This is a genomic window from Nisaea sp. (assembly GCF_034670185.1).
In the GTDB taxonomy this organism is placed as follows: domain Bacteria; phylum Pseudomonadota; class Alphaproteobacteria; order Thalassobaculales; family Thalassobaculaceae; genus Nisaea.
On the sequence record NZ_JAXMNY010000001.1, the window covers coordinates 1,210,153 to 1,233,915 of the forward strand.

The 23,763-nt window shown below is 58.6% G+C and carries 25 protein-coding genes; 18 read left to right on the top strand and 7 right to left on the bottom strand.

What is annotated here, in order from left to right; genetic code table 11:
• Positions 1-68: 68 nt before the first annotated feature.
• From VOI22_RS05715 to VOI22_RS05725, 3 genes are all read right to left on the bottom strand, one after another.
• On the bottom strand, positions 69-2,054 hold the full coding sequence (locus VOI22_RS05715) for an ATP-binding protein (RefSeq protein ID WP_323795592.1): 1,986 nt from the start codon (positions 2,052-2,054) through the stop codon (positions 69-71).
• Positions 2,055-2,184: 130 nt separating this feature from the next.
• The gene (gene mnmC / locus VOI22_RS05720; protein WP_323795593.1) at positions 2,185-4,134 is read right to left on the bottom strand and encodes an FAD-dependent 5-carboxymethylaminomethyl-2-thiouridine(34) oxidoreductase MnmC; all 1,950 of its coding nucleotides are present in this window, start codon (positions 4,132-4,134) and stop codon (positions 2,185-2,187) included.
• 47 nt (positions 4,135-4,181) lie between these two features.
• A complete protein-coding gene (locus tag VOI22_RS05725; RefSeq protein WP_323795594.1) occupies positions 4,182-4,577 on the bottom strand; it encodes a cupin domain-containing protein in 396 nt (131 codons plus the stop codon).
• Positions 4,578-4,698: 121 nt separating this feature from the next.
• On the opposite strand from VOI22_RS05725, the gene VOI22_RS05730 reads away from it, so the two are divergent.
• From VOI22_RS05730 to VOI22_RS05790, 13 genes are all read left to right on the top strand, one after another.
• A complete protein-coding gene (locus VOI22_RS05730; RefSeq protein WP_323795595.1) occupies positions 4,699-4,944 on the top strand; it encodes a hypothetical protein in 246 nt (81 codons plus the stop codon).
• 68 nt (positions 4,945-5,012) lie between these two features.
• The gene (locus VOI22_RS05735) at positions 5,013-5,765 is read left to right on the top strand and encodes an SDR family NAD(P)-dependent oxidoreductase (RefSeq protein ID WP_323795596.1); all 753 of its coding nucleotides are present in this window, start codon (positions 5,013-5,015) and stop codon (positions 5,763-5,765) included.
• 45 nt (positions 5,766-5,810) lie between these two features.
• Complete coding sequence (locus tag VOI22_RS05740) at positions 5,811-6,185, top strand: hypothetical protein (protein ID WP_323795597.1); 375 nt, start codon at positions 5,811-5,813, stop codon at positions 6,183-6,185.
• Complete coding sequence (locus VOI22_RS05745; RefSeq protein ID WP_323795598.1) at positions 6,182-7,027, top strand: alpha/beta hydrolase; 846 nt, start codon at positions 6,182-6,184, stop codon at positions 7,025-7,027. Before VOI22_RS05740 ends, VOI22_RS05745 begins: the two co-directional genes overlap by 4 nt.
• A 6-nt stretch (positions 7,028-7,033) precedes the next feature.
• Entirely contained in the window at positions 7,034-7,495 is a 462-nt protein-coding gene (locus VOI22_RS05750) for a YcgN family cysteine cluster protein (protein ID WP_323795599.1), read from the top strand.
• A gap of 71 nt (positions 7,496-7,566) precedes the next feature.
• Positions 7,567-7,758 (top strand): hypothetical protein, encoded by a 192-nt coding sequence (locus tag VOI22_RS05755; RefSeq protein WP_323795600.1) that lies wholly within the window; start codon positions 7,567-7,569, stop codon positions 7,756-7,758.
• 89 nt (positions 7,759-7,847) lie between these two features.
• On the top strand, positions 7,848-8,396 hold the full coding sequence (locus tag VOI22_RS05760; protein ID WP_323795601.1) for a DUF2796 domain-containing protein: 549 nt from the start codon (positions 7,848-7,850) through the stop codon (positions 8,394-8,396).
• A gap of 5 nt (positions 8,397-8,401) precedes the next feature.
• A complete protein-coding gene (locus tag VOI22_RS05765) occupies positions 8,402-9,139 on the top strand; it encodes an ATP-binding cassette domain-containing protein (protein WP_323795602.1) in 738 nt (245 codons plus the stop codon).
• Positions 9,123-10,379, top strand: a complete 1,257-nt coding sequence (locus VOI22_RS05770; RefSeq protein WP_323795603.1) for an ABC transporter permease — start codon at positions 9,123-9,125, stop codon at positions 10,377-10,379. The genes VOI22_RS05765 and VOI22_RS05770 overlap by 17 nt, the downstream gene beginning before the upstream one ends.
• Before the next feature lie 10 nt (positions 10,380-10,389).
• On the top strand, positions 10,390-10,914 hold the full coding sequence (locus tag VOI22_RS05775) for a DUF3299 domain-containing protein (RefSeq protein WP_323795604.1): 525 nt from the start codon (positions 10,390-10,392) through the stop codon (positions 10,912-10,914).
• 118 nt (positions 10,915-11,032) lie between these two features.
• Positions 11,033-11,416, top strand: a complete 384-nt coding sequence (locus VOI22_RS05780; RefSeq protein WP_323795605.1) for a VOC family protein — start codon at positions 11,033-11,035, stop codon at positions 11,414-11,416.
• Between the two features lie 26 nt (positions 11,417-11,442).
• Positions 11,443-12,840 carry an amidase gene (locus VOI22_RS05785; RefSeq protein WP_323795606.1) on the top strand — a complete coding sequence of 466 codons (1,398 nt, stop codon included), beginning with the start codon at positions 11,443-11,445 and terminating at the stop codon, positions 12,838-12,840.
• Between the two features lie 94 nt (positions 12,841-12,934).
• Complete coding sequence (locus tag VOI22_RS05790; protein WP_323795607.1) at positions 12,935-13,402, top strand: PilZ domain-containing protein; 468 nt, start codon at positions 12,935-12,937, stop codon at positions 13,400-13,402.
• A gap of 11 nt (positions 13,403-13,413) precedes the next feature.
• Here VOI22_RS05790 and VOI22_RS05795 read toward each other — a convergent pair whose 3' ends face one another.
• Both VOI22_RS05795 and VOI22_RS05800 read right to left on the bottom strand, forming a co-directional pair.
• Positions 13,414-14,010, bottom strand: a complete 597-nt coding sequence (locus VOI22_RS05795; protein ID WP_323795608.1) for a cysteine hydrolase family protein — start codon at positions 14,008-14,010, stop codon at positions 13,414-13,416.
• A gap of 34 nt (positions 14,011-14,044) precedes the next feature.
• The gene (locus VOI22_RS05800; RefSeq protein ID WP_323795609.1) at positions 14,045-15,502 is read right to left on the bottom strand and encodes a D-aminoacylase; all 1,458 of its coding nucleotides are present in this window, start codon (positions 15,500-15,502) and stop codon (positions 14,045-14,047) included.
• Positions 15,503-15,676: 174 nt separating this feature from the next.
• Between VOI22_RS05800 and VOI22_RS05805 the strand changes: the two genes are divergently transcribed.
• The 5 genes from VOI22_RS05805 (at position 15,677) to VOI22_RS05825 (ending at position 22,828) form a co-directional block, all read left to right on the top strand.
• A complete protein-coding gene (locus VOI22_RS05805; protein ID WP_323795610.1) occupies positions 15,677-16,852 on the top strand; it encodes an FAD-binding oxidoreductase in 1,176 nt (391 codons plus the stop codon).
• A 176-nt stretch (positions 16,853-17,028) separates the two neighbouring features.
• Positions 17,029-17,823 carry a sulfate adenylyltransferase subunit CysD gene (cysD, locus tag VOI22_RS05810; protein WP_323795611.1) on the top strand — a complete coding sequence of 265 codons (795 nt, stop codon included), beginning with the start codon at positions 17,029-17,031 and terminating at the stop codon, positions 17,821-17,823.
• Positions 17,824-17,860: 37 nt separating this feature from the next.
• On the top strand, positions 17,861-19,750 hold the full coding sequence (gene cysC / locus VOI22_RS05815) for an adenylyl-sulfate kinase (RefSeq protein WP_323795612.1): 1,890 nt from the start codon (positions 17,861-17,863) through the stop codon (positions 19,748-19,750).
• A gap of 114 nt (positions 19,751-19,864) precedes the next feature.
• Positions 19,865-21,013 (top strand): tetratricopeptide repeat protein, encoded by a 1,149-nt coding sequence (locus VOI22_RS05820; protein ID WP_323795613.1) that lies wholly within the window; start codon positions 19,865-19,867, stop codon positions 21,011-21,013.
• A 252-nt stretch (positions 21,014-21,265) separates the two neighbouring features.
• Positions 21,266-22,828, top strand: coding sequence for a hypothetical protein (locus VOI22_RS05825; protein ID WP_323795614.1), 1,563 nt, complete (start codon positions 21,266-21,268; stop codon positions 22,826-22,828).
• A gap of 30 nt (positions 22,829-22,858) precedes the next feature.
• On the opposite strand, the gene VOI22_RS05830 is transcribed toward VOI22_RS05825, so the two are convergent.
• On the bottom strand, positions 22,859-23,116 hold the full coding sequence (locus tag VOI22_RS05830) for a hypothetical protein (protein WP_323795615.1): 258 nt from the start codon (positions 23,114-23,116) through the stop codon (positions 22,859-22,861).
• Positions 23,113-23,739, bottom strand: coding sequence for a metalloregulator ArsR/SmtB family transcription factor (locus VOI22_RS05835; protein ID WP_323795616.1), 627 nt, complete (start codon positions 23,737-23,739; stop codon positions 23,113-23,115). Before VOI22_RS05835 ends, VOI22_RS05830 begins: the two co-directional genes overlap by 4 nt.
• Between the last annotated feature and the right edge of the window lie 24 nt (positions 23,740-23,763).

A 23,763-nucleotide genomic window follows, 5' to 3' on the forward strand; every position in this document is an offset into this window, starting at 1 on the left:
GTTCATTTCCATTGGGATTTTAATATAATTAGAAGGACATAAGCTTTTACTGAAATCAAAATGATGCTTCAGAGAGAGCGATCCTTGGGGAATGTAAGATCAACGGAGGTTCCCTCGCCGACGCGACTTTCCAGATCTATCGTTCCGCCATGCAGTTCAATAAATCTTTTCACGAGCGAAAGACCCAGCCCCGACCCCTCGTGGCTCAATAATGCAGTCTCACGAACCTGGACGAACGGCTCGAACACCCGGATAAGATGTTCCTTCGGGATGCCGCTCCCTGTATCGGTAACTTTAATGTGCACGCATCCATTATCGTCGCGTTCCGATACGATCCTAATCGTGCCGCCATAATCCGTAAATTTTATGGCATTCGAGACGAGATTCATCACCATCTGGCGGACTATACGTGTGTCCGCGCGGATATAGGCCGCATCATCCGCGACCGTAAGATGAATGCCGATCCCCCGCACTTCTCCATGCCGTCTGAATCCGCGCCGCACGAATTCAAAAGTATCGGCGAGGTCAATCTCGTCTTCGGACAACTCGAATGTGGAGGATTCTATCTTCGATAAATCGAGTACGTCATCGACGAGCGAAAGCAGATGCCGACCGGAGGACACCACGTCACTCGCATATTCAGCGTATTGCGGCTTACCGATGGGGCCGAGCATCTGATCACGGATCATTTCGGAAAAGCCTATGATTGAGTTAAGTGGAGTTCGCAGCTCGTGGCTCATTCCTGCAAGAAAATTGCTCTTTGCCTGATTAGCGGTTTCAGCGTGCTCCCAAGCGCGACGCAACCGCTTTTCCGTGCTGACCTGCTCGTTGATAGACCGGTCGGCTCCCCTGTAGCCAAGAAAGCGCCCTCCAGCCGAGAAACGTGGTTTTCCCGATGATGATATCCACGTCTTGGTCCCGTCTTCAGACACTGAAGCAAAGACAAAACTCTCGAACGGCTGCTTCCGTGCCATCACCTCCGCATGCTGATCGAGGCTCTCGCCGGTAGCGGTTTGGACATTGCAATCGCTCAGCCTGCGCCCGAGGAATTCGCTCGCCGGACGCCCGGCAATTTCCTCAAAACGAGGCGACAAATAAGTAATCCGTTGCTCCCGGTCTGTCTCCCAAAGGTAGTCGAAGGCTATTTCGGTATAATCGCGGAGCCGTGACTCGCTTCTGGCCAGTAAGCCGACTTGCTTCAGCAACAGATAAATGGCGCCTGCAAACAACAAGTTCACGATTATGATCAGCAATATCGGATTGATATAACCGACTGCCGCTTCGTGGGACCGGATTTCGATCTGGTAGGTACGGTCAAGGATATCCAGATCGTAATAGAGAGAGGTGTAGTCCTCACCACGTGGCCCCTTCGACTGTGACAACACGTATTTGCCGTCATAATGGAGCGCAACGGAGATTGACCCTCTTGGGTCCAGGCCGGCGATGCTGTCCAGAAGATCCGAGAAACGAAACACGACATTGATGAAACCGGCAATTTCACCGTTTCGTTTAACCGGGAAATAACTCGCAAAGCCAATACCGCCCTGAAGCAAAGTGATCGGCGGTGTGGCATGAGCCCGGCCGTCGGAACGCGCGGCGGCAATAGCCATGCCTGGAATACTGAGACTGCTCAGGTCCTTGTCTTTAACCTGCTCATTTCCGGCCAGAGGAACAATCCAGCGCGCCGTACCGGAGCTATCGACCCAGTTAACAGCCTGCACGCCGCTAAAATTCTCGTGGAAGGGCCGAGCCAGCTCGGCATACTCGGCTTCGCTCGACGGTGCGCTCTTCTTCTCCAGGGCCACGGCGATGCCGTTCACAGAAAGAAACCGGGCTTCCAGATAGTTTTTCAGGTTCTGACCAATGTGCGCGCGAGCAAACTCATGATGAGCTTCCCGCTCTTCATCTTCACGCGCTTCGATTGTGAACTGGGCGTAAAGCGTAACAGAAAGAACGACGACAAAAGCAATGCCTGCGACAGCAAGAGGCGACGTGGTGAGGCGCGCTCGCAGACCGGACGAAATCCCGTTATTCGACTTGTTCGAACCGACCAATCTGTTTTCCACTCTCAGTTCTAATGAGCAAACACCGAAAAATGGGTAACAGAAACATTATTTGGTCACCGGAAACCCACCGACTTCTAGGTTTTCAGAAACTTCTTTTTTAATGGTTAAAATATCATTTTCATCTGACACGGCGGCCTAGAAATTCTTCGATCCGCGCATGCCGATGGGCCCTGCTCGCGAACCGGGTCGGGTCGCCAGCGATGCCTAAAGACTCTTCAACCGGCCATACTTCCCCTAACAGGCGGGCTACGAGCAGTTCGGCGGCAAGCGGTGCCGTAACAAAGCCGCGCGAGCCCAGCCCCCCAAGGATCAGCAGATCGCCGCCCGGAAAGGTTACATAGCCCCGGCCCGCCGGATTACGAAACGCGTCAGCCAAACCAGCGACACTCGGAATGGCGCCAAACAGGGGAACGCGGTCGGGCGTCGCCGACCGCAGTCGCGCGCGCCCGGACCAAGAGGCATCGGGCTTATCGACGAGATGCGTCAGGCAGCCCGGCAGGCTTCCGTGGTTGTGGCGATGGTCCTCGTCAAGAACGGCCCACCCCCAATCTTCGCCAATCTTGTTGGTTCTGTCGTTGGTCGCGCCAAGCATGTGGCGTCCATCCCGTACCGGAGAAAGATATCCACTCCAGGACAGGGCGCATTTCAGGGTGTGGCTGGCATCCGATGCCGGAACCTCGGAAACCTGACCGCGCACAGGTGTAAGCGGGATCCAGTGCGTGTCGGCAAAGTGACGGTTGCCGTCGCCCGCGGCAAGAATGACGGCATCCGCCTCCCCGGCAACATTTCCATTTGAATCCATCAGCAAATATCCGCGGGCGGATCGTGAAACTCTGTCGATGTTGGTACCGATAACTCTGGTCGAGCCGATCCAGTCACTGAGCAGGCGCTCCGTTTGCAAAAGCCCCGCCGTCTCATAAAACAGGCTTGGACAATCCAGCTCCACGCCCGCTCGCTGGCTGGCTTGTGCCCGGTCAAGAAGGCTGCCGCTGGCCGCGGGCTGCCACGCAAAGTCCCGGGCCTTTCCAGCCCGCGCCAGCGTCTCCTCATCTTCCAGCATGACAAGCACGCCGCACGGATCCCACCCCGGCCCCTCGCCATATTGCGCGATCGCATACCTGTAGGCCGCTGCAAAAAACCGGGCGACGGCACTGTCTCCGGCATCCATCCGAGGCGTCACAAGTGCATAAGCATTACCGGAGGCGCCCGCGCCGGGTCCGGCGCCGTCGTACAGCACCGGGTCCATGCCGCGCCGCCGCAAGGCCCTGACCAGGGACGCGCCCGCGATGCCGCCGCCGACAACAGCAACCCGGTCCAGCCGTGACCGCTCACGGACCGGCACTGCCCGCCTAGACAACCGTGCCCGGCTGTCCGGCAGATCAGGCACCTTTTGCGCGACGATCATCTTCCACTTGCTTCCGAAGCCAGGCGTCTTGCGAACTTTGAAGCCGCGCTGGGCAAGGCCTCTTTTGACATCTCCCACAGCAGTGAAAGTCGCCAGACTTCCCTCCGGCACCGTCAGACGGGAAACCTCAGTCAAGACCTCGTCGCGCCACATCTCCGGGTTTTTGGACGGCGCGAAACCATCGAGGAACCAGGCGTCGATCCGCCCATGCAGGCCGGACAGCATCGCGCCCACCTCGCCGATAGCCAGCGTGAGAACAACGCCCCATTCCTCGAAATGAATTCTGTGCATTCCGGGAACGGGCTTGGGATAGCGATGCCTCAAAGCAGCTGCGATGAATTCCAGTTCCGGCCATTGCGCAAGCGCCCGGAAACATTCATCAGCATTCAGCGGATACCCTTCAACACTGACATAGTGCAGCAAGCCGTCCCGTGGTCTGGTTTCCAGCCACAACTGGACCGCAGCACAGAAATTCAATCCGGTTCCAAAACCGGTTTCCGCGATGGTGAAATCACTTTGTCCGGCCCAAGCCGCCGGCAAGCCATTACCTTCCAGAAAGACGTGCCGGCTTTCCGCAAGCCCGCCTTCCGTCGAGAAATAGATATCTCCGAAACGGTTGGAAAAAGGCGCATTGTCCTCTTTCCAGACGAGATCGGCCGACATCGAATCCTCTTCAATCGGCCGATCAGGCATCTGTCGAGCCAATGGCGTCAGGCTTCGGGGCCGTCGACCTCGTAAGTTTTGAAATCGGCCGGGGCGACCACTTCGATAAGTTCAAGATCCGCCGAATGTTCGATCTCCCGATGCTTGATCATCGGCGGCTGCATGACGCAGTCGCCAGCCTTCATGGTGTGCACGCCCTGCCCCTCATACTCGAAGCGGGCCCACCCCTTCAGCACATAAAACATCTGGAACTTGCAATCATGCACATGCCAGGCGCCGGTCGCGTTGTGACCGTCTCGTGCGCGGATCACATGCGAGACGACATCGCCCTTGGAGGCGTCCTCGATTCCCAGATCGCGATACTCGAAATAATTCCTTAGTCCACGCGCAACGAACGGGTGCTCGTCTCCGACGTGATGCAAGAAGTCATGATTTTCCGACATGTTTTTCCTCCCACTGCTTATCGTTTCAGTCTAGCGTTCGGCAGGCGCCAGCCTCAAGCAACACTAAAACTAATGTGAGGCTTCCTACGGAGCCGGAACCAAAGACTTGCTGGAGAGACACATGTCGGACTCAGATGCGGGCGTTTTGCCGGATGACGAACAGAAACGCATCGCCCTGAAACTCATCCTCGAGGCCTGGGACGAAGCGGTCGATAATGGCTGCGCCCCGGAAATGGTCGCCTCGTCCGCGATCTTTGCTGCCCTGACGGATATGATCGAGAATTACGGTGAGCAAGCCGTCGCGGACATGGTGGCAGAGTGGCCGGACCGCATTCGCGAGGGAGAATTCACCCTCAACACCAAATAGAAACAGGGATCAGGTAACAACCGGGCCGTTACGAGCCAGGGTTACAAAACGCGTTTGGGAGAAACGCCTTGAAGGATGGGGAATTCAGCGACCGCTCCGCGATTGTAACGGGCGGCGCAAAGGGCATCGGTCTTGCCGTTGCAATACGCATTCTCGAAAACGGGGGAAAAGTCGCGCTTTGGGATCAGGACGGTGACGCTCTCGCCGCCGCCTCCGAAGCGATAGGCGCGCCGGATAAACTCATCACCACAGTGGTCGACGTATCATCCGAATCCGACGTTTGCATTGCCCATGCCTCGGCGACGAGTGCGCTAGGCCCGATCGACCTGCTGGTGAACAGTGCCGGCATTGCCGGACCGACGGTTTCCACAATCGACTACACATTGGCTGACTGGCAACGTGTGCTGAATGTCGATCTGACGGGTGTTTTCCTGTGCTCGAAGACCATCGCCCCGGGCATGGTCGGCCGGGGATACGGCCGGATCGTGAATATCGCGTCGCTCGCCGGCAAGGAAGGCACCCCGAATGCGCCCGCTTACAGCGCGGCAAAGGCCGGGGTCATCGCCCTGACCAAATCCATGGGCAAGGAGCTTGCGGGCACCGGCGTGCTGGTCAATTCGGTTGCCCCTGCCGCCCTCGATACCGAGATGGTGGACCGGATGGATCCCGCGCATGTGGAGGTCATGATCTCAAAAAGCCCGCTGAAGCGTCTCGGAACAGCAGAGGAATGCGCCTCAATGGTGTGCTGGCTGCTGTCCGAGGAATGCAGCTTCAGCACCGGCGCCTGTTTCGATGTTTCCGGTGGCCGCACCGTCTACTGATCTCAAGCTCCTGTATGAAGGCTCCCCGGAAGAAGGAGAATTTCCGTGTTCGAATGCCTGAAAGATGCCGTCGCCGCGCGACCGGACCTGCAGCGGATTGGCCGCTATATGGATTCCCGTTTCCTGCTCGAAGTCGGTGACACGCCCTATCATGTCACGGTCGTGAACGGCCACGTAACGGCAGTCGATAAAGGTCCGTTCAAGATGCGGAGCTGGGATTTCGCCATCCGGGCGCCAAAGGAAGTGTGGGATGTGTTCTGCTCGGACATGCCGCCGCCGGGCTACCAGGACCTGTTCGCCATGACCCGCTACGGCCATGCAAGCCTGGACGGCAATACAGCGCCCCTGCTGCACAATCTGCGTTACGTAAAGGAATTGCTCGCCCTGCCGCGCCGCCTCCGTCAGGAGGCGGGACAATGAGCGCACAGATCGAGCCGATTACCGGGCGCTATGTCCACCTCGATATCGAGGGACGGCCTTACCGGATCTATTTCGAAGAGGCCGGCTCCGGTATTCCTCTGCTCTGCCTGCATACCGCCGGCGCGCATTCCAGCCAATACCGCCACCTGATGTGTGACGACGCGGTCACGGACCGCTTCAGGGTCATTGCGTTCGATCTGCCCTGGCACGGAAAGTCAAACCCGCCCGTCGGCTGGGAGGGTGAGGAATACAAACTGACCAGCCAATTTTATGTCGCGGCGATTGCGGCGTTTTCACAAGCCCTGGACCTTGAGCGCCCGGTGGTCATGGGCTGCTCCATGGGCGGACGGGTCGTGGTTCGGCTGGCTCTGGAACAGGGCAAGGCCCTGCGGGGCGTCATCGGGCTTGAGGGCTCGGACAGTCCTTCGCCCTGGTACGACAATAGCTGGCTCGACAGTCCTGAATTCCTCCGAGGCGACTTCTGCGCCGCCCTGGTTTCCGGCCTCGTTGCACCGCAAAGCCCAGATGAATTCCGCTGGGAGACCCTCTGGCATTATTATCAGGGCGGGCCGGAGGTCTTTAAGGGCGACATGCACTTCTACCGCACTGACAGTGACTATGCCCGGGAGAGCAGCACCATCGACACCGGGCACTGTCCCGTCTATCTGATGACCGGAGAGTATGATTACTCCTGCACTCCGGAAGACACGCTACGGACAGCAGAGCGTATCCCCGGTGCGGAAGCGATCATCATGGCCGGCATGGGGCATTTCCCGATGTCGGAGAATCCGGCGGCTTTCCGGGAACATATCCTCCCGGTGCTGGCAAAAATCGCGGACTAGGACTGAATGGCTGTAGATCAGCACGAAGCAGAGACGCCTTACTGGAAAACCACACCGCTCGAGCAGATGAGCTCGGAGCAGTGGGAAGCCTTGTGCGATGGCTGCGGCAAGTGCTGCCTCGTCAAGCTGATCGACGATGTGACCGACGAGCTGCATTACACGGATGTCGCCTGCACCCTGCTCGACTGCGGCTCATGCAAATGCGGGGATTACCCGAACCGGAAGGCGAAGGTACCGGACTGCGTGATTCTCACGCCGAATGTGCTGGAAGAACTCATCTGGATGCCGTCGACCTGCGCTTACCGGCTGGTGAAGGAAGGCAAGGACTTGCCGCACTGGCATTACCTTGTCTGTGGCGATCCGGACATGGTTCATGTCGCCGGTATCTCTGTCCGCGGCCGGGCCGTTTCGGAAAAATATGTGCCGGACGAAAAGCTGCCGGATCATATTGTTGAATGGGCCGAGTAGGAAAATGCAACGTTAACCCTTTTCTCGTGATCTGAAGCTTCCCACTTGAAGCCGGACGGAGGAGCAAAGCCATGAGTCGGAATATGTGGATCCTTGCCGCCATTCTTGCGGCGGTCGTTTTTGCAACGATCTATCAGGAAGAATTTGGGGGCGGCGTAGATCGCCCTTGGACAGCCTGCAAGGAAAGTATGGTTCAGCAATGGCTTAGCGGTGATTGCACGCCTCGCGACGGGGCACGCATCAAAATCGACTCCCAAAACTGAAGCTCGAAGAAAACAGTTGATCGATGGATATAAATGTAACGTTATAACGTTTCCTCTTTGTCTCGATCTTCCTCCCAGGAGCTTCGCAAATGACCCGACTTCCACTCTTCCTTGCGGCAATGCTGGCCACCACGAGCACAATCGCCGCAGCAAGTGAAACGCGCCACGCCGACGCGCACGAACATGGTCACGGTCAACTGACCATCGCCATAGAGGGCGCAACGGTCGAAATGGAGATCGAAATTCCGGGCGCCGACATCGTCGGTTTCGAACACTCCCCAGAAACCAAGGCACAGCACGATGCATTCGATGCCGGTAAAGCCAATCTCGCCAAAGGCGATACCTTGTTCAAGGCCGTCGGCGAAGCAGGCTGTACCCTCAAGGAAACCCGTTTCCTGGAGGAAGACGATCACGATCATGATAAAAAAACAGACCATGCGGATCATGACGGCGAACACATGGAATTCCATGTGAGCTACAGGTTCGCCTGCAATGACACTGCAAAAATCACCGGGTTCTCCTTTCCCTTCTTCAAGCATTTTCCGCAGAGCGAGGAACTTGACGTGCAAATCGTCTCGTCAAAAGGTCAGTTCCAGTTTGAAGTTAGCCCCGACAAGCCGGCACTGACACTGGACTGAGAGCCATGACCGAGCCATCTGCCCCATCGGCGTCGCCGACCGTCCTGCTGGAACATGTGGCATTCCAATGGCCGGGCAGCGCGTTCCGGTTCGGGGTCGACCGGTTCCGGATTGAAAAGGCCGAGCGGGTTTTACTGCTCGGCCCGTCTGGCGGCGGAAAATCCACTCTGTTGGGTCTGATTTCGGGAATTTCCCCGCCGCAGAAAGGACGGATCGAATTGCTTGGAACGGATTTGGCCAGCCTGTCATCGACGCAGCGCGACCGGTTCCGGGCGGAGCATCTCGGCGTCATTTTTCAGATGTTCAACCTGCTTCCCTATGCCTCAGCTCTGGACAATGTCCGTCTCGGACTCAGTTTTGCCCCGAACCGGGAACGCCGGGTTCGGGAAAAAGAAACTCCAGAGGAAGCGGCGGCACGGCTGCTGGCCGCTCTCGGCCTGTCGGAAGACATCCAGACGGGGCAACCAGCCTCCCTTCTCAGCTCCGGGCAGCAACAACGGGTCGCGGCCGCCAGGGCTTTGATCGGCGACCCCGAGCTGGTGATCGCGGACGAGCCGACTTCCGCTCTCGACGGAGAGTCACAGCAAGCCTTTCTCGAATTGATCTTCAAACAACTAGACCGGAGCGGATCGTCACTCCTCATGGTCAGCCATGATGAGGGGCTGTCAGGATGGTTCGATCGCGTGATCCGCCTGGCGGACATAAAGCACCGTGAGGAAGCGCCCGATGCTGCTACGTCTTAGCCTGCAGTCCCTGGCAAACCGGCGTTCTACGGCGCTGCTGACAATTCTCGCGCTCGCCATCAGCATCGCCCTATTCCTGAGCGTCGAGCGCGTCAGGACCGGAGCCCGCGCAAGTTTCGGGAATACCATCGCCGGCACCGACCTGATCGTCGGAGCGCGAAGCGGCAGCGTGCAGTTGCTGCTCTATTCGGTTTTCCGCATTGGCAACGCCACCAACAACATGACCTGGGAAAGCTATCGCGATATTGCCGGTCGGCCGGAAGTGGCCTGGACCGTACCGATCTCACTCGGTGATAGCCATCGCGGGTTCCGCGTCATGGGCACAACCGATGCCTATTTCGATCACTATCGTTTTCGCGGCAATGCCCCTCTGACATTCGCCACGGGTGACCGCTTCGAGGATCTTTTCGATACGGTCCTCGGCGCCGACGTCGCCGACGCACTCGGCTACAAAGTCGGCGATCCGATTGTCGTGGCGCACGGTCTTGGGGCGGTCGGCTTCACCAAACATGAAGACATGCCGTTCCGCGTCTCCGGGATTCTCGCCAAGACCGGCACGCCGGTTGACCGGACCGTCCATGTCAGCCTCAGGGCCATCGAGGCTATCCATGTCGATTGGCAAAGCGGGGCACGCACACCGGGGCATTCTACCGGCGCCGACGCAGTACGGGCCATGGACCTGACGCCAAAAAGCATCTCGGCCGCGCTGATCGGTGTGACATCCAAACTGAAAACCTTCCGCCTGCAACGCCACATCAACGAATATCCCGAGGAACCACTGCTGGCGGTCCTGCCCGGGGTCGCCCTGCAGGAACTCTGGTCGCTCATCGGTGTCGCCGAATCAGCGCTGGCCGGTGTTTCCGGAATGGTCGTCCTGACCGCCCTGATCGGCATGGTGGCGGCAATCCTGTCCAGCCTGTCAGAACGGCGCCGGGAGATGGCTATCCTGAGAGCCGTCGGCGCGGGCCCCTCGATAGTGGGTTGCCTGATGATACTCGAAGCAGGAACCCTGGCCCTAGCCGGTGCTCTATCGGGGACATTCCTGTTTCTTGCCGGTTTGGCTGTCGCCGGCCCATTTGTCGATCAAGCCTATGGGCTGTACCTGCCCTTCTCGTTACCCTCGACAAGAGAGCTTTTGATTTTGGGTGGATTCGTGTGCGCTGGTATTCTTTCGGGTCTTGTTCCCGCCATCGGTGCCTACCGTATGTCGCTTGCCGACGGTATGACTGTCCGGCAATGAGGAGAGCGTTTTGAAACATTTCGTATTCAACCGCCGCGCCGCGCTGCGCATTGCTGCGGCTTCCACCATAACATTCTTTATGCGGGATTATCCGGCTCTTGCCGCTGGCGAGCCCCGCGACCTTCTCTGGGAGGACCTCCTCCCCGAGATCGACAGTCCGTCACAATCATCAGGCATGAGCACACCTCTGCTCGACCACAGCAGCCCTCCTCCGGAACAGAGCATTACCGGCAAGGATGTTGTCCACGAACTGGCCGGAACCAGAATCCGTATTCCCGGATACATCATTCCGCTGGATTACAACGGCGAAGGCGTGAAGGAGCTCATCCTCGTGCCCTATGTCGGCGCCTGCATTCACGTCCCGCCGCCGCCGCCGAACCAGCTAATTCTGGTCAGGATCGAACAACCCTACAATCCGCGCGAGATGTTCGAGCCGGTCTACGTCACCGGCGTGCTCGGCATTCTCGAAGAGGAAACAGACCTGGCGGAAGTCGGATACAGCCTCCAGGCGGAGGCCATCACCCCTTACGAATAGTGAATTGCCCGAATGAGCGAATTGCGTCTGGGTTAATTCGCGTCCTAAACTCCCGCTTCATTCCACTTCGCCGTGGCCCGTCTCCTTCGCCATGGCATCCCCGGGAGTCAGAATAGATATGTCATCCATAGGTCAGATGCTGTCCTTCATCTATACGGATGACCTAGTGTCTTCCTCCGCATTTCTTAGAGAAACCCTGGGGTTTCGCCTCGCGCTCAATCAGAACGACCGCTGCCATATCTTCGAAGTGGCGCCAAACGCCTTCCTCGGCGTTTGTACGAACCGCCCCCCAGCAGACGATCCGGCCGTCACCATCTCTTTCGTGTCCGATGATGTGGACGGCTTCTACGAGCGTATGAAAGCCAAGGGCGTCGTCTTCGATGCCCCGCCCGCCTATAGCGAGACCTTCAACGTCTATTCAGCCTTCTTCCGGGGAATCGGTACTTACCGTTTCGAGATCCAGGAATTCAGGGATCCCAGTTGGCCCAAACCGGTCAGCTGATCTGTTTCGAGTACAGGAGTAATAGTATGAGCCGCGATCTCGCGATGATGAGTGCGACCGATCTGGTCCAGGCCTATGCCGCCGGAACCATCTCGCCGGTTGAGGCGGTGAAGGCCTCACTGGATGAAATCGGGAAGCACAACGAGGCATTCAATGCCTTTGTTCATATCGACGAGGACTCAACTTTGGCGGCCGCGAAAGCATCCGAGGCGCGCTGGAAGGCCGGGACACCAATCGGCATCGTCGATGGTGTTCCGACGACCATCAAGGATCTGGCCGAAGTAAAAGGCTGGCCAGTCCGGCGCGGCTCGAAAACCAGCGACCCGGATTTCAGAAGCGCAGCAGACTCTCCCTTCGTTGCCCGTCTGCGCGACCATGGCGCGGTCTTCATGGGCAAGACCACGACACCGGAATATGGCTGGAAAGGCGTGACCGACAGCCCGCTCACCGGCATCACCCGTAATCCATGGAACCCGGACAAGACTCCGGGCGGCTCTTCCGGTGGCGCAGCAGTGGCGACGGCACTGGGCATGGGGGCGCTGAACCAGGGGACGGATGGCGGCGGGTCGATCCGCATCCCAGCGGCCTATAGCGGCATCTTTGGCCTGAAGCCGACTTTCGGTCGCGTGCCGCAATATCCCGCCAGCGTGATGGGGACGGTTTCCCATGCAGGCCCGATGACACGGACGGTCGCCGACGCCGCCTTGATGCTGACCGTCATGAGCGGCCTGCATGTGATGGACTGGTACACTGCACCCGACGATGGGCTCGATTTCCGGCAACTCTCCGGGAAATCCGTCCGGGGCATGCGCGTCGCCTACAGCCCGGATCTGGGTTTTGCAAAAGTCGATCCGGAGATAGCCACACTGGTCGCCACGGCGGTGAAGCGCCTGGCCGAACTCGGCGCTCATATCGAGGAAGTCGATCTCGATTTTTCGTTTTCCGCGGAAACATTCAGACTTCACTGGTTTACCGGTGCCGCCAACGCCTACCGGAACCTCAGCCCGGAACAGCGCGAGATGCTCGACCCTGGCCTCGCCGAAGTCTGTCTGGAAGGGCTGGAAATCACGCTCCCCGATTACCAGGACGGAATTCAGGCCCGGGAGAGACTTGGCCTTGAAGTAAACCAGCTGCTGGACCGCTACGACCTTCTGCTGACGCCGGCAATGCCGACAGCGGCTTTCGAGGCCGGGCGTGAAGTCCCGGAAGGCTCGGGCATGCGCCGCTGGACCGAATGGACCGCTTTCACCTACCCGTTCAACCTGACCCAGCACCCGGCCGCATCCGTTCCCTGCGGCTTCACGAGCGAGGGGCTGCCGGCCGGATTGCAGATCGTCGGACAGAAGTACCGGGAAGACAAAGTGCTCCAGGCGAGTGCAGCTTACGAAGCGCTTTGCCCGTTCAAAATGCCAACCGTTGACTGACCACAATCACGCGCCGGCCTGTACAGATTGGCAAAAGACGCGAATACTGACTCTAGGTGGATTAAATATCTCACCAGAGTGAGAGGTAGTTGCCATGCCTGACCTGCGTCCGGACCAGACGAAAACCCTCTCAGAGGGGCTCTCAAGCATTCAGGGACAGGCTGAACGTCTGCTTGGCAAAACGTCGGGCGACATTATCGCATCCCAGGTCGCGGAACTGCTGCATGAGCTTGCCGCACTCCGCCTCCTGGTCGATTTGCCACAAGACGGAGACCGGCGGCGCGACCTCAGAGAGCCGCGCCGCGATATTTCAATCTTCCGGATCGATGGCAAGGACGTCGATTGCGCCATCGAGGACCTGTCAATCGGCGGCGCCTATATAATCGCGGATTGGCCGGTCAAGCCGGATACCGAGATCGAGCTGAACATTCCCGAGGCCGGAAATGTGGCTGCAAGGGTCGTAAGCAGCACCGAGAACGGCGTCCATGTGCAGTTCGACAACATCAGCGACCCGCAACTGATCGCCATCGCCAACAGCATGAGAGCGCATTACACCAAATAAACTGGCGCCCGTTAGAATGCAGAACCCGGCGCGATGATCGCGAACCGGTCCGAAAGTCCCGCCAGACTGGCTTCATGCAGCATATCTGCATCGACGACCTTGCCGCCCGTGGGACTCGGCAGAGCGCGGGTTGCGCAGCCATCAGAGATTACCGCAGAACTCCAGCCAAGATCCAACGCCGCACGGGTGGTTGAGCTGACGCACATATGGGTCATGAAACCGCCAATGATGAGCTTCTTGCGGCCCGTCGCTTCAAGCACGGCCTGAAGGTTGGTGCCTGCGAAGGAATTCGGCAGCTTCTTGTCGACAATCTCCTCGCCCGCATGCGGCGCGACCGCGTCGATGATTTCAAACCGGTCCGTTTCCGGATCGAACGCCCCACCCGGATTGCCCTTGTGACGGACATGAACGACCGGAGTGCCAGCCGCCCGTGCTTTCGCCAGCACCTTCGCCAACACGTCTGTTGCCGGTGCTACCCCCGGCAGTGCAAGCGCACCGCTGACATATTCGTTCTGTGCATCGATCAGCAACAGGACAGCCTCTCCGAGGGCTGGCGGCGTGTTGGGCACGCCAGCCATCTGGAGCAATGTTTTCGGTGTATCACTCATTTTTTGTTTCCTCAGGTTTGCGCGGTTTGGCGCTTTAAGCAGCGAGCGGTCCCATGCCCCGGCGCAGGGCCTTGCCCGGACGCGCGCCAGTATGAGCCCCCGCGCCCCAGACCATGCGGCCATTGACGAAGACACTCTCTATGCCGCCGGACGGCGCGGTCGGATTGTCAAAATCGGCCCGGTCGATCACCGTCTTCTCGTCGAACACGCAGATATCGGCAAAGTTGCCTTCGGCAATCCTGCCCCGCCCCTTCAGGCCGAACTTGTCAGCGGAAAGCCCTGTCATGCGGCGGACCGCCTCTTCCAGAGGGAAGAGTTCGAGATCGCGGCAATAGTGCCCCAGAACACGCGGGAACGTGCCCCACAAGCGGGGATGCGGGAATTCGTCATGCGGCAAACCGTCGGAGCCGATCATGGCATGTTTGAACTTGAGGATGCGCTGCACATCCTCCTCGCTCATGCTGAAATAAATCGCGCCGGCCGGCTGCAGCATCTCGGCAGCCTCAAACAGATCACAGCCGAATTCCTTGGCAATATCGTCCAGCATCCGCCCGGCCAGATCCGGGCGGGATTTCGACCAGGTGATCTTCACCTTCTCGGCAAGCGCGATGGCGTCGGCCTTCAGCACAGTCGAGGATGCCGCATAAGGATAGATATCGAGGCCGATATCCTGGTGATGCATGTGTTTCTCGATGCAGGCCAGGGTCTCGCAGCTACGGCCGAAATTGTGTTTTCCCTGCACCTTGTGGTGCGAAACGATCACCGGCACGTCCGCTTCACGGCCGATGGTGAAGGTCTCCTCAAGGGAGTCGATGACCTGGTCCGACTCGTTGCGCATATGGGTCACATAGCGGGCGCCAAAAGCTTTCAGGCTGCGTGACAGCTCGATCACCTCTTCGGTCGGCGCCTTCTGCGACGGTGCATAGAAAAGCCCGGTGGAGAAACCGACGGCTCCGGCTTCCAGCCCTTCTTCAAGCAGGCCGCGCATGGACTTGATCTCTTCGCTGGTCGCTCCCCGATCAAGACGGTCCATGATGCCGACCCGGAGGGTTGAATGACCGACCAAAAAGGCCGCGTTCACCGAGGCGGGCGCCTGCTCCACAGCGCGCAGGAAGGAATCGAATGTGGCGAACTTGTACCAGTCAGCGTCCCCGATCAGATCGAGCGGTGGCGGCGGCACGTCGGTCACCAACGGTGCGAGGCTGATACCGCAATTGCCGACGACCACGGTCGTGACACCCTGGCTGACCTTCATGTCGAAATCCGGCTCGCACAGCAGCATCCGGTCGTCGTGAGTATGCACGTCGATGAAGCCAGGCGCGACGATGCGGTTGCTGACATCGATCCGGCGTCCAGCATCCGACTCGGACAGATCGCCGATAGCTGCAATCTGCTCGTCCCGGATACCGACATCCGCACGCCGTCTCGGCGCGCCGGTGCCATCAATGACATCGCCGCCCTCCAGAACAACATCGAACCCTGCCTCAGCCATTACCCGATCCCCTCTGTCGAAATATTTCCAGACTAGATCGGACGAGGACGCGCGGATGAAGTCAATGGCCGCAGCGGAACTTATGCCCGAGCCTGTCAGCATAAGTAGGACAAGCCTTGAGATTGGGGAAAGTCACGGCGTAGGCTCTGGGTCCCTCTCGAAATGGATCACAACATGACTCCCAGCACGAACCGCCAGGCGGATTACATCATTATCGGCGCCGGTATGGCGGGCGCATCCTGCGCTTACTTTCTTGCTCCGCATGGCTCCGTCCTGCTGCTGGAGCGGGAAAGCCAGCCCGGCTATCACACGACCGGACGCTCCGCTGCCCTCTATATCGAGAGTTATGGAAATGCCGCGATCCGCGCGTTGAACCGTGCCGGAAAGCCGTTCTTTCTGAACCCGCCGGAGGGTTTCGCCCAAGATCCTATACTGACGCCGCGCGGCTCGCTGATTCTGGCCGAAGCAGACCAACTCGATGCGCTGGCCGAAATACACAAGGAACTGGCGGCAAACACGACCGGAACCGAGATCGTCGAGGGCGCCCGCCTGCTGGAGCTATTCCCGGCAATCGATCCCGCCAAGACCGTGCGAGGCCTCTATGATCCGAGCGACATGGACATGGATGTCCATGCCCTGCACTGGGGCTTTATCCGCGGCATGCGCGCCAGTGGCGGAGAAATCGTGACAGACGCCGAAATCCAGGGACTGACCCGAACTGGGGACGGCTGGACGGTCGAGACACGGGCAGGAACCTTCACTGCACCCGTCGTCATCAATGCTGCCGGCGCCTGGGCGGACGAAGTTGGCAAGATGGCCGGCGCCAAGCCGATCGGACTCATACCGAAACGGCGCACAGCCTTCACCTTCGATCCGCCGGAAGGGATCAATCCGGATACATTGCCCGCAGTCGTGAACGTGAACGAGGACTGGTACATCAAGCCGGAGGGCGGACGCTTCCTTGGCTCCCCCGCAGATGAGACCCCCTCCATGCCCACGGATGCCCAGCCCGAGGATCTCGACCTCGCCATCGCCGTCGACCGGATCGAGAATGCCACCACGCTGAAGGTAGGACGCTTTCACAGCCGCTGGGCCGGGCTGCGCTCTTTTGTCGAGGACAAATCCCCGGTCGTCGGGTTCGAGCCCGGCCTTGATGGGTTCTTCTGGCTTGCAGGACAAGGCGGATACGGCATCCAGACTTCCGCTGCCATGGGAATGACGTCCGCCGCGCTGGCGCAAGGCAAGCCACTGCCCGATCAGGTCGCCGCCGAGGGACTCGCTATTGCGGATCTCGCTCCTAATCGCCCGTCGCTCGCAAATGCTGCCTACTTCACTGGCGCGGAGTCCTGAGTAGGAAAAAGATTTCCACTGGACCGGGGTAAAGAGGCTAGGCTTTCCCTGTACAACGCAAAAAGGCGACCGAACTGTGCAAATGATTCCCTGCCCCTTTTTGCGCTTTTGACAAGAGGCCATATGACGCCTAGAAACCGCGCTCCACTTGGATTTTGAACGGAACACCCGGCCCGATGGATCATCTCGACGCGCTGGAAGCGCAGAGTGTCTATATTCTGCGTGAAGCATTTAACAAGTTCGACCGTATGGGCATGCTCTGGTCCCTCGGCAAGGATTCGAACGTCATGGTGTGGCTCGCCCGCAAAGCGTTCCTGGGCCATGTCCCGTTTCCGTTGATGTTCTGCGACACCGGAAAGAAATTTCCGGAGATGTATGACTTCCAGAAAAAGTATTCCGCCGAATGGGGTGTGAACCTGATCGTCCGGGACTGCCCGCCGATTGAGGAGATCGATCCGACGCTGCCGCCGGCCACCCGCTCCGCCGCCCGCAAAACCGAGGCGCTCAAGCGCCTGATCGCCGAGCAAAACATGCAGGCCGTCGTCGCCGGTATCCGCCGGGACGAGGAAGCCACCCGCGCCAAGGAACGCGTCTTCAGCCCGCGCGGCACGAACGCCGAATGGGATTTCCGCGACCAGCCGCCGGAATTCTGGGATCAGTTCAAGACCGACTTCGCGCCCGGCACCCATATCCGGATCCATCCGATCCTGCATTGGACGGAGCTCGACATCTGGCGTTACATCCAGCGCGAGGGCATTCCGATCGTCGACCTGTATTTCTCTAAGAACGGCAAGCGCTATCGCTCTCTCGGCGATCAGGACATAACGAACCCGATCGAGAGCGAAGCCGGCACGATCGAAGAGATCATCACCGAGCTTGAAGGCACCAGTATCGCCGAACGCAGCGGCCGTGCCATGGACCACGAGGCGGAAGACGCCTTCGAACGGCTCCGCACCGCAGGCTATATGTAAGCCCTATTGCCGCATCTGATCGGTCAAGAGTTTCAAAATGCACGTTTCCTCTGAAATCCCTCCCCTCAAGCTCGTCGTCGTCGGCCATGTCGATCACGGCAAGTCGACCCTGATCGGCCGCCTGTTGCACGAGACCAACTCGCTGCCGGACGGCAAGGCCGAAGCCGTCATCGCAATGTCCGAACGGCGCGGGATGCCAGTCGAATGGGCCTTCGTCCTCGACGCCCTGCAGGCGGAACGTGATCAGGGCATCACCATCGACACGACGCAGATCTTCTTCAATACGGAGAAGCGCAACTACGTCATCATCGATGCACCCGGCCACAAGGAGTTCCTTAAGAACATGGTCTCCGGCGCGGCGCTGTCCGACGCGGCGGTGCTGGTGATCGATGCCAAGGACGGCATGCAGGAGCAATCCCGGCGGCACGGCTATATCCTTCATTTGCTGGGCGTACGGCAGGTTGCTGTCGTTATCAACAAGATGGATCTCGCGGATTATCGTGAGGAGCGTTTCCAGGAACTGACGACCGAAATCCGCACCTACCTGTCGGAACTCGGTCTCGAAGCCTCCGCCATCATTCCGGTCTCCGCCCGCGAGGGACAGGGGCTGATTACGGCGCCGGACAAAATGCCGTGGTACCAGGGACCCTCCCTCGTCCAGGTGCTCGACAACTTCACGCCGCCCATTCTGCCGACCGAGCGGCCTCTGCGCTTCCCGGTACAGGATGTCTATAAATTCGATGAACGTCGGATCATTGCCGGCCGGATAGAGAGCGGCCGTATCCATACCGGTGACAAAATCCTGATCTCTCCGTCCAACAAGACGGTAACAGTCAAAAGCATAGAGAGCTGGAACACCAAGGCCCCGGCATTGAGTGCGTCCGCGGGACAATCAGTCGGCATCACGCTGAGCGAACAGCTTTTCATCGAGCGCGGCCAGATGATCAGCCACGAGTCCAATGCTCCGTTCGAAACCAATGTATTCCGTGCCCGGATCTTCTGGCTCGGCCACAATCCGCTGGAAGTCGGCAAGCGCTATAAACTGAAGCTCGCCACCAATGAGCAGATGGTCGAAGTCCAGTCTATCGAGATGGTGATTGATGTCGAGAACCTGACACACGATACGGGTGACAGGCTGGAGCGCAACGCCATTGGCGAGGTGACGCTCCGCGCCCGCGCCATGCTGGCGCTTGATGAATTCTCCGACAATCCGAAAACAGGACGCTTCGTCCTCGTCGACGGGTACGACACGGTCGGCGGCGGCACCATCTTTATGGAAGGCTACCCGGACCAGCGTAGCCGCACCGACGTGCGCTCGACCAACATCACAGCAGTCGAGCACCGGGTGACACCGGAGTTGCGCGCCCATGCCAATGGACATGAAGGCGGCGTTCTGTGGCTGACCGGCCTATCCGGAGCCGGCAAGTCGACCATCGCCATCGAGCTGGAGCACCAGCTCTTCGCCAAGGGCTATCAGGTCTATGTGCTCGATGGAGACAATGTCCGCTTCGGCCTTTCCTCCGATCTCGGCTTTGCACCGGAAGATCGGGTCGAGAACATCCGCCGCGTCGGCGAGGTTGCCAAACTCTTCGCCAGCGCTGGTGTTCTGGTCGTCACAGCCTTCATCTCGCCCTACCGCGCCGACCGCGACCGGGCCCGTTCCATTGCCCCGGATATGTTCCACGAGGTCTATATCGCGGCCGATGTCGCCACCTGCGAAGGGCGTGATCCAAAAGGCCTCTACAAGAAGGCCCGTGCCGGCGAAATCAAGGAATTCACGGGCGTTTCAGCGCCCTATGAGGAACCCGTAACGCCGGAGGTCACGGTCGAGACAGCGGATCGGACAGTGAATGAATCCGTCGCTGAACTGATGGCCTATGTGGAAGAGAATTTCAGCATGGTGAAACGGAACGCCGGCGGGCGCTGAAGAGATTCAAACTCAGTCTCCGAGTCCATAGCTAATCCATTGACCGCCCAATACTCTGAAACGATGCTGCGTCAGCATTTCATACTCCTTCACGAAAAATAAGGCGCAACAGCAATGCTTCTTTTTAGAATTTTTGGGTGTTTCATTGCTACGCTATTGCTGTCCGGCTGCGTAACAAACCAACAATCCCGATCTTCAACCTCTGACATCAATCAAATGTTGGCCACTATTTCCGCTGCCGAAGCCCAGCATGAAAGGGGCAGTAAAACCGCAAGACAGGCGTACCAACAATTACATCAAGCACAGGTACTCGGTCTGAAAGGGCAGATGCAGGCAGCAGATTCGTTGATTCTTGAATCCTTAACAACTCTCGATCAGTCCGAACTTCCGCCATTGAACAAGAGCCAAGCACTGATTAAAGCTGCAGGCATTCTATGGACCATGGGATATCGGTCTGCGAGCCGTGACGTGGCCCGACGCGCCGCCCACCTCGCAGAAGCAATGGTTAGGCTCGACGATCCGAAAAACGCTAAAAATCCTTTTGTTTACCAGCTGCGCAGGTCGATTGCAGACCCGTATGTCCGACTTGGCCGAGTAGAACGCGCCCTGGGAAACCACGACGCGGCCAGACACGCATTTGCCCGAGCCGTAGAAATTTTACCGGAAGATTCAGCCGCATCAAATCCAGCCCCCGGAGTCGTAAAGACCGAAAAGACAGAACCTCTCTTGGTTGAATCTCTGACTGGATTGGCTCGGGCTGAGGTTGCACTTGGTGACCTAGAGCCCGCGCGAACTCACGCTTTGAAAGCCATCAGCATAGCGGAACGCGAAGGGCTTGATGTACCACGTGCCGAAGCGAAGATTGCTTTTTCTGAAGCCGCACGAGACCTAAAAGCGCTTAACGATGCACTGGGCGAATTCGCATCTGTTAAGAAAGGATACGGAAACTATGACGCCGCCCAAGGATTTTTGCGTCTAGCCTGGTTTCATTCTGCTGGTAGCAGCCTGAAAGCCAAGAAACGAGGCTTGACCATGGCTGAAGCTGCCGCCGTGATGGTCGAGGCATCCGACTTGAGAATGGAAGCCTCCAGAGTCGCGCTAGAGATCGCTGATGAGATCCGCGAACTGGACCCCGATGCATTGACCGAAAAAGACCTCTATGTTCTGAAAGATGTCGGGAGAGTTTATGGTGTTCTTAGCTCCAAGCTCCTAAAATACGCTGATCGTCTTTCACCAGTCCAGTGGCCAGCCTTGGCCCAGTAGAATCAGAACTGAAAACTTCGATTTTTCAGCCCCTTGTCAAGCGCGTCAGCAGGTGAAGCGCTTTGACCCGCTTCCCGCTGGCTCGGAGAATGCGAGCACTTCCTACTGTCCGGCGACAAAAGGCGATCCACAATGCTCAAGAGACTGTTCTTTTCAGTCCTTATCCTTTCTCTGCCCCTGACTGGCTGCCTTGCGACCAACGAGCCGTCGAGGCAGACGAACATCCAGTCGAGCCTGTCGAGTCTGGAGAGAATGTTAGTACAGGACAAAACGGACAAGCTGTTCAGGGAAGGCAAGGTCGAGCAAGCCATTGCCCGGTACAAGAAGGCAATCGCCGACGCCCGTCCGGGAGATTTTCCCGGCCCGATGAATCTCTGGCTCAATCTCTCTGACCGGCTCGTCCGTGCCGGAAGAGTGGATGAGGCAAGACAGGAACTGATTTCCTTGCGGGACTGGGCAACCAAGGAAAACTTGCCTTTCGCACGGGGTAAAGCCGCGGACAAAATGGCCGAGTTGGAACGACGGGCCGGAAACAACCGTGTCGCTGCGAGTTGGTCCGAAATAGCAGTTACAGCCTACGACGAAGGTGGCTTCGAAGAACCGGCGATGAAGGCGCTAATCACTCTCGCAAGGACGATTGGACGCGAGAATCCAGATAAAGCAGTGGAAGTCCTCAGAGACGCCTACCAGCGCGCGGACCAGAATCCCAAGCTTTCAGACAAGAAAATCTCCATCGACACGACGCTTTCCGACATCGTCTTTCGCCGCAAGAAGTATTCCGAAGCAAGCACTTATTTGGCACGCGCCGCACGAGATCTTATAGCTGCCGGCAAGACTGTCGGTACCGGTTGGGCCGATATCCACATACGGCAAGCCAAGCTCGCCCTAATCAGGGGCGAGGAAGCACGGGCCGACGAAGAAGCCCTCAAGGCGATACATGCGGTTGATCAGGCAAAGCTCCCCGCAACGAACAAATCCGGGGCCTTAATTGCCGTCGCCATGCATCTATGGAGCCTCGGGTATCACGAAGCAAGCCGGGACGTTGCCGAACACTCGGCTCAGATCGCCGAAGGCTCGGTCTTCAAGAACGGCGTTACTGAAAAAGCGGCCAACAACGCCCCGCTCGCGGTTCAGGCGGCCGAATACCGAATCAAACACGCTAAATTCGAGAGCCTTCTCAGCAATCATGAAGCGGCTGCTCGGGCGTATGCTCGAGTGCTGGAAATCCTACCGGAGAATGAGGGACTGGATAGCGGGCGGACTTTCATTCGGCTCCCGACCTCAGTGCCGTACAGGACGGGGGCTCTGATAGGGCTCGCAAAAGCCCATATTGCGAGAGGAGAGCTGAAGAAGGCCGAATCGTTTGCACAAGACGCGCTGCAGCTCTCCACGAGAATCGGAACCAAGTTCGATATGGTCGAAGCCGAGATTACACTGGCCGAAGCAACCCGGAACAAAGAAGTGTTCACCGACGCGATCAACCGCCAGGCCAAATCCAGAAAGCCGGGTCAGCAGCAGGCAACCATCAAGTCTCTACTGCGGGTCGCGCGGTTTCACGCGGCATCAGACAGCCTCAAAGACAAGGAAGCAGGTCTGAATATCGCCCTGCTCGCCATTATTTCCCTGAAGTCCCAGACGGACCGGCTCGAAGCGGCGAAACTGGTACTCGATCTTTCAGATGAAATCGTCTCAAAAGGTCCACCTGAGTTGAAGCTCAAGGCAGCCGGACTTGCCGAGACCCGGAAATTCTATGAAACCCGGAAATCCGAAATCCTCAAACGGGCGGAGCGCCTCTCGCCTGTTCCGTGGTCTTGACCGGACCGTACGCCAGACCAGAACGTTGCGTCAAAGATGCCTTCCGCGCTCCAGGATCTCCAGCATGTACTCTCTATAGGTCATGCCCAGTTCTTTCGCTCGTTTGAGCCGGCGCTGCAGGATCAGGCGGTCGGGCGGCGGCTCCCACGCCTTGGCAACGGCCTTTGTCCAGTATCTGAGTTGATAGGCGTTGCTCAGCGGCGGCCCCATATTGTGCCCGATGCCAATTGGAACCCTCTTGCGCAGGCCGACCAGCGCGGAAACCTTCTTCCGTTCAATGCGATTCATCGAGGCGTGATCCGATAGGCGCAGCGACGTGCGCCTGCAAGAATGTGATCGGTCCGCTCTACCATGCAATCCGGTCCGAGAACATCCTGAAAAAGCTCCAGTTCGGCTCGACAAATGCCCTGGCATTCCGCCGCCGCCGCACAGATCGGGCAATGGTTCTCGATAAGTAGAAACGCGCCGTCCTCAGTCTCTGACCAATCGGCCATATAACCTTCCCGCTCCCGCATCGCGGTCAGCCGATCCAGCCTCTCCGGAAGGCCCCCGTCCTGCCCGGTTTCAGTCCTGTATGCATCAAGGGTTTCCGCCCTCCGCTTGTCGATCAGCCGGTCGAGCCCCGCCTCTCCGAACAACTCCCGGACGGACTGGAGAAGCTCCACGGTGAGTTGCGCGTGATTATCCGGAAACCGGGCGTGCCCACTCTCGGTCAGCATCCAGTAGCGTCGCGGCCGGCCACGCCCCTGGCGTCGGTCCTCGGGCTCGACAAGACCGGCATCGGCGAGTTTTGCCAGATGCTGACGCGCCGCTTCCCCGGTCATCGAAAAATGCGCACCGAGATCGCCGATGGTCTGCGGACCCCGGGTTTTCAGCTGGAACAGGATGCGATCGGCGGCGCGGTCATTCATGGCGTTTTTCCAAGACGTTACCTG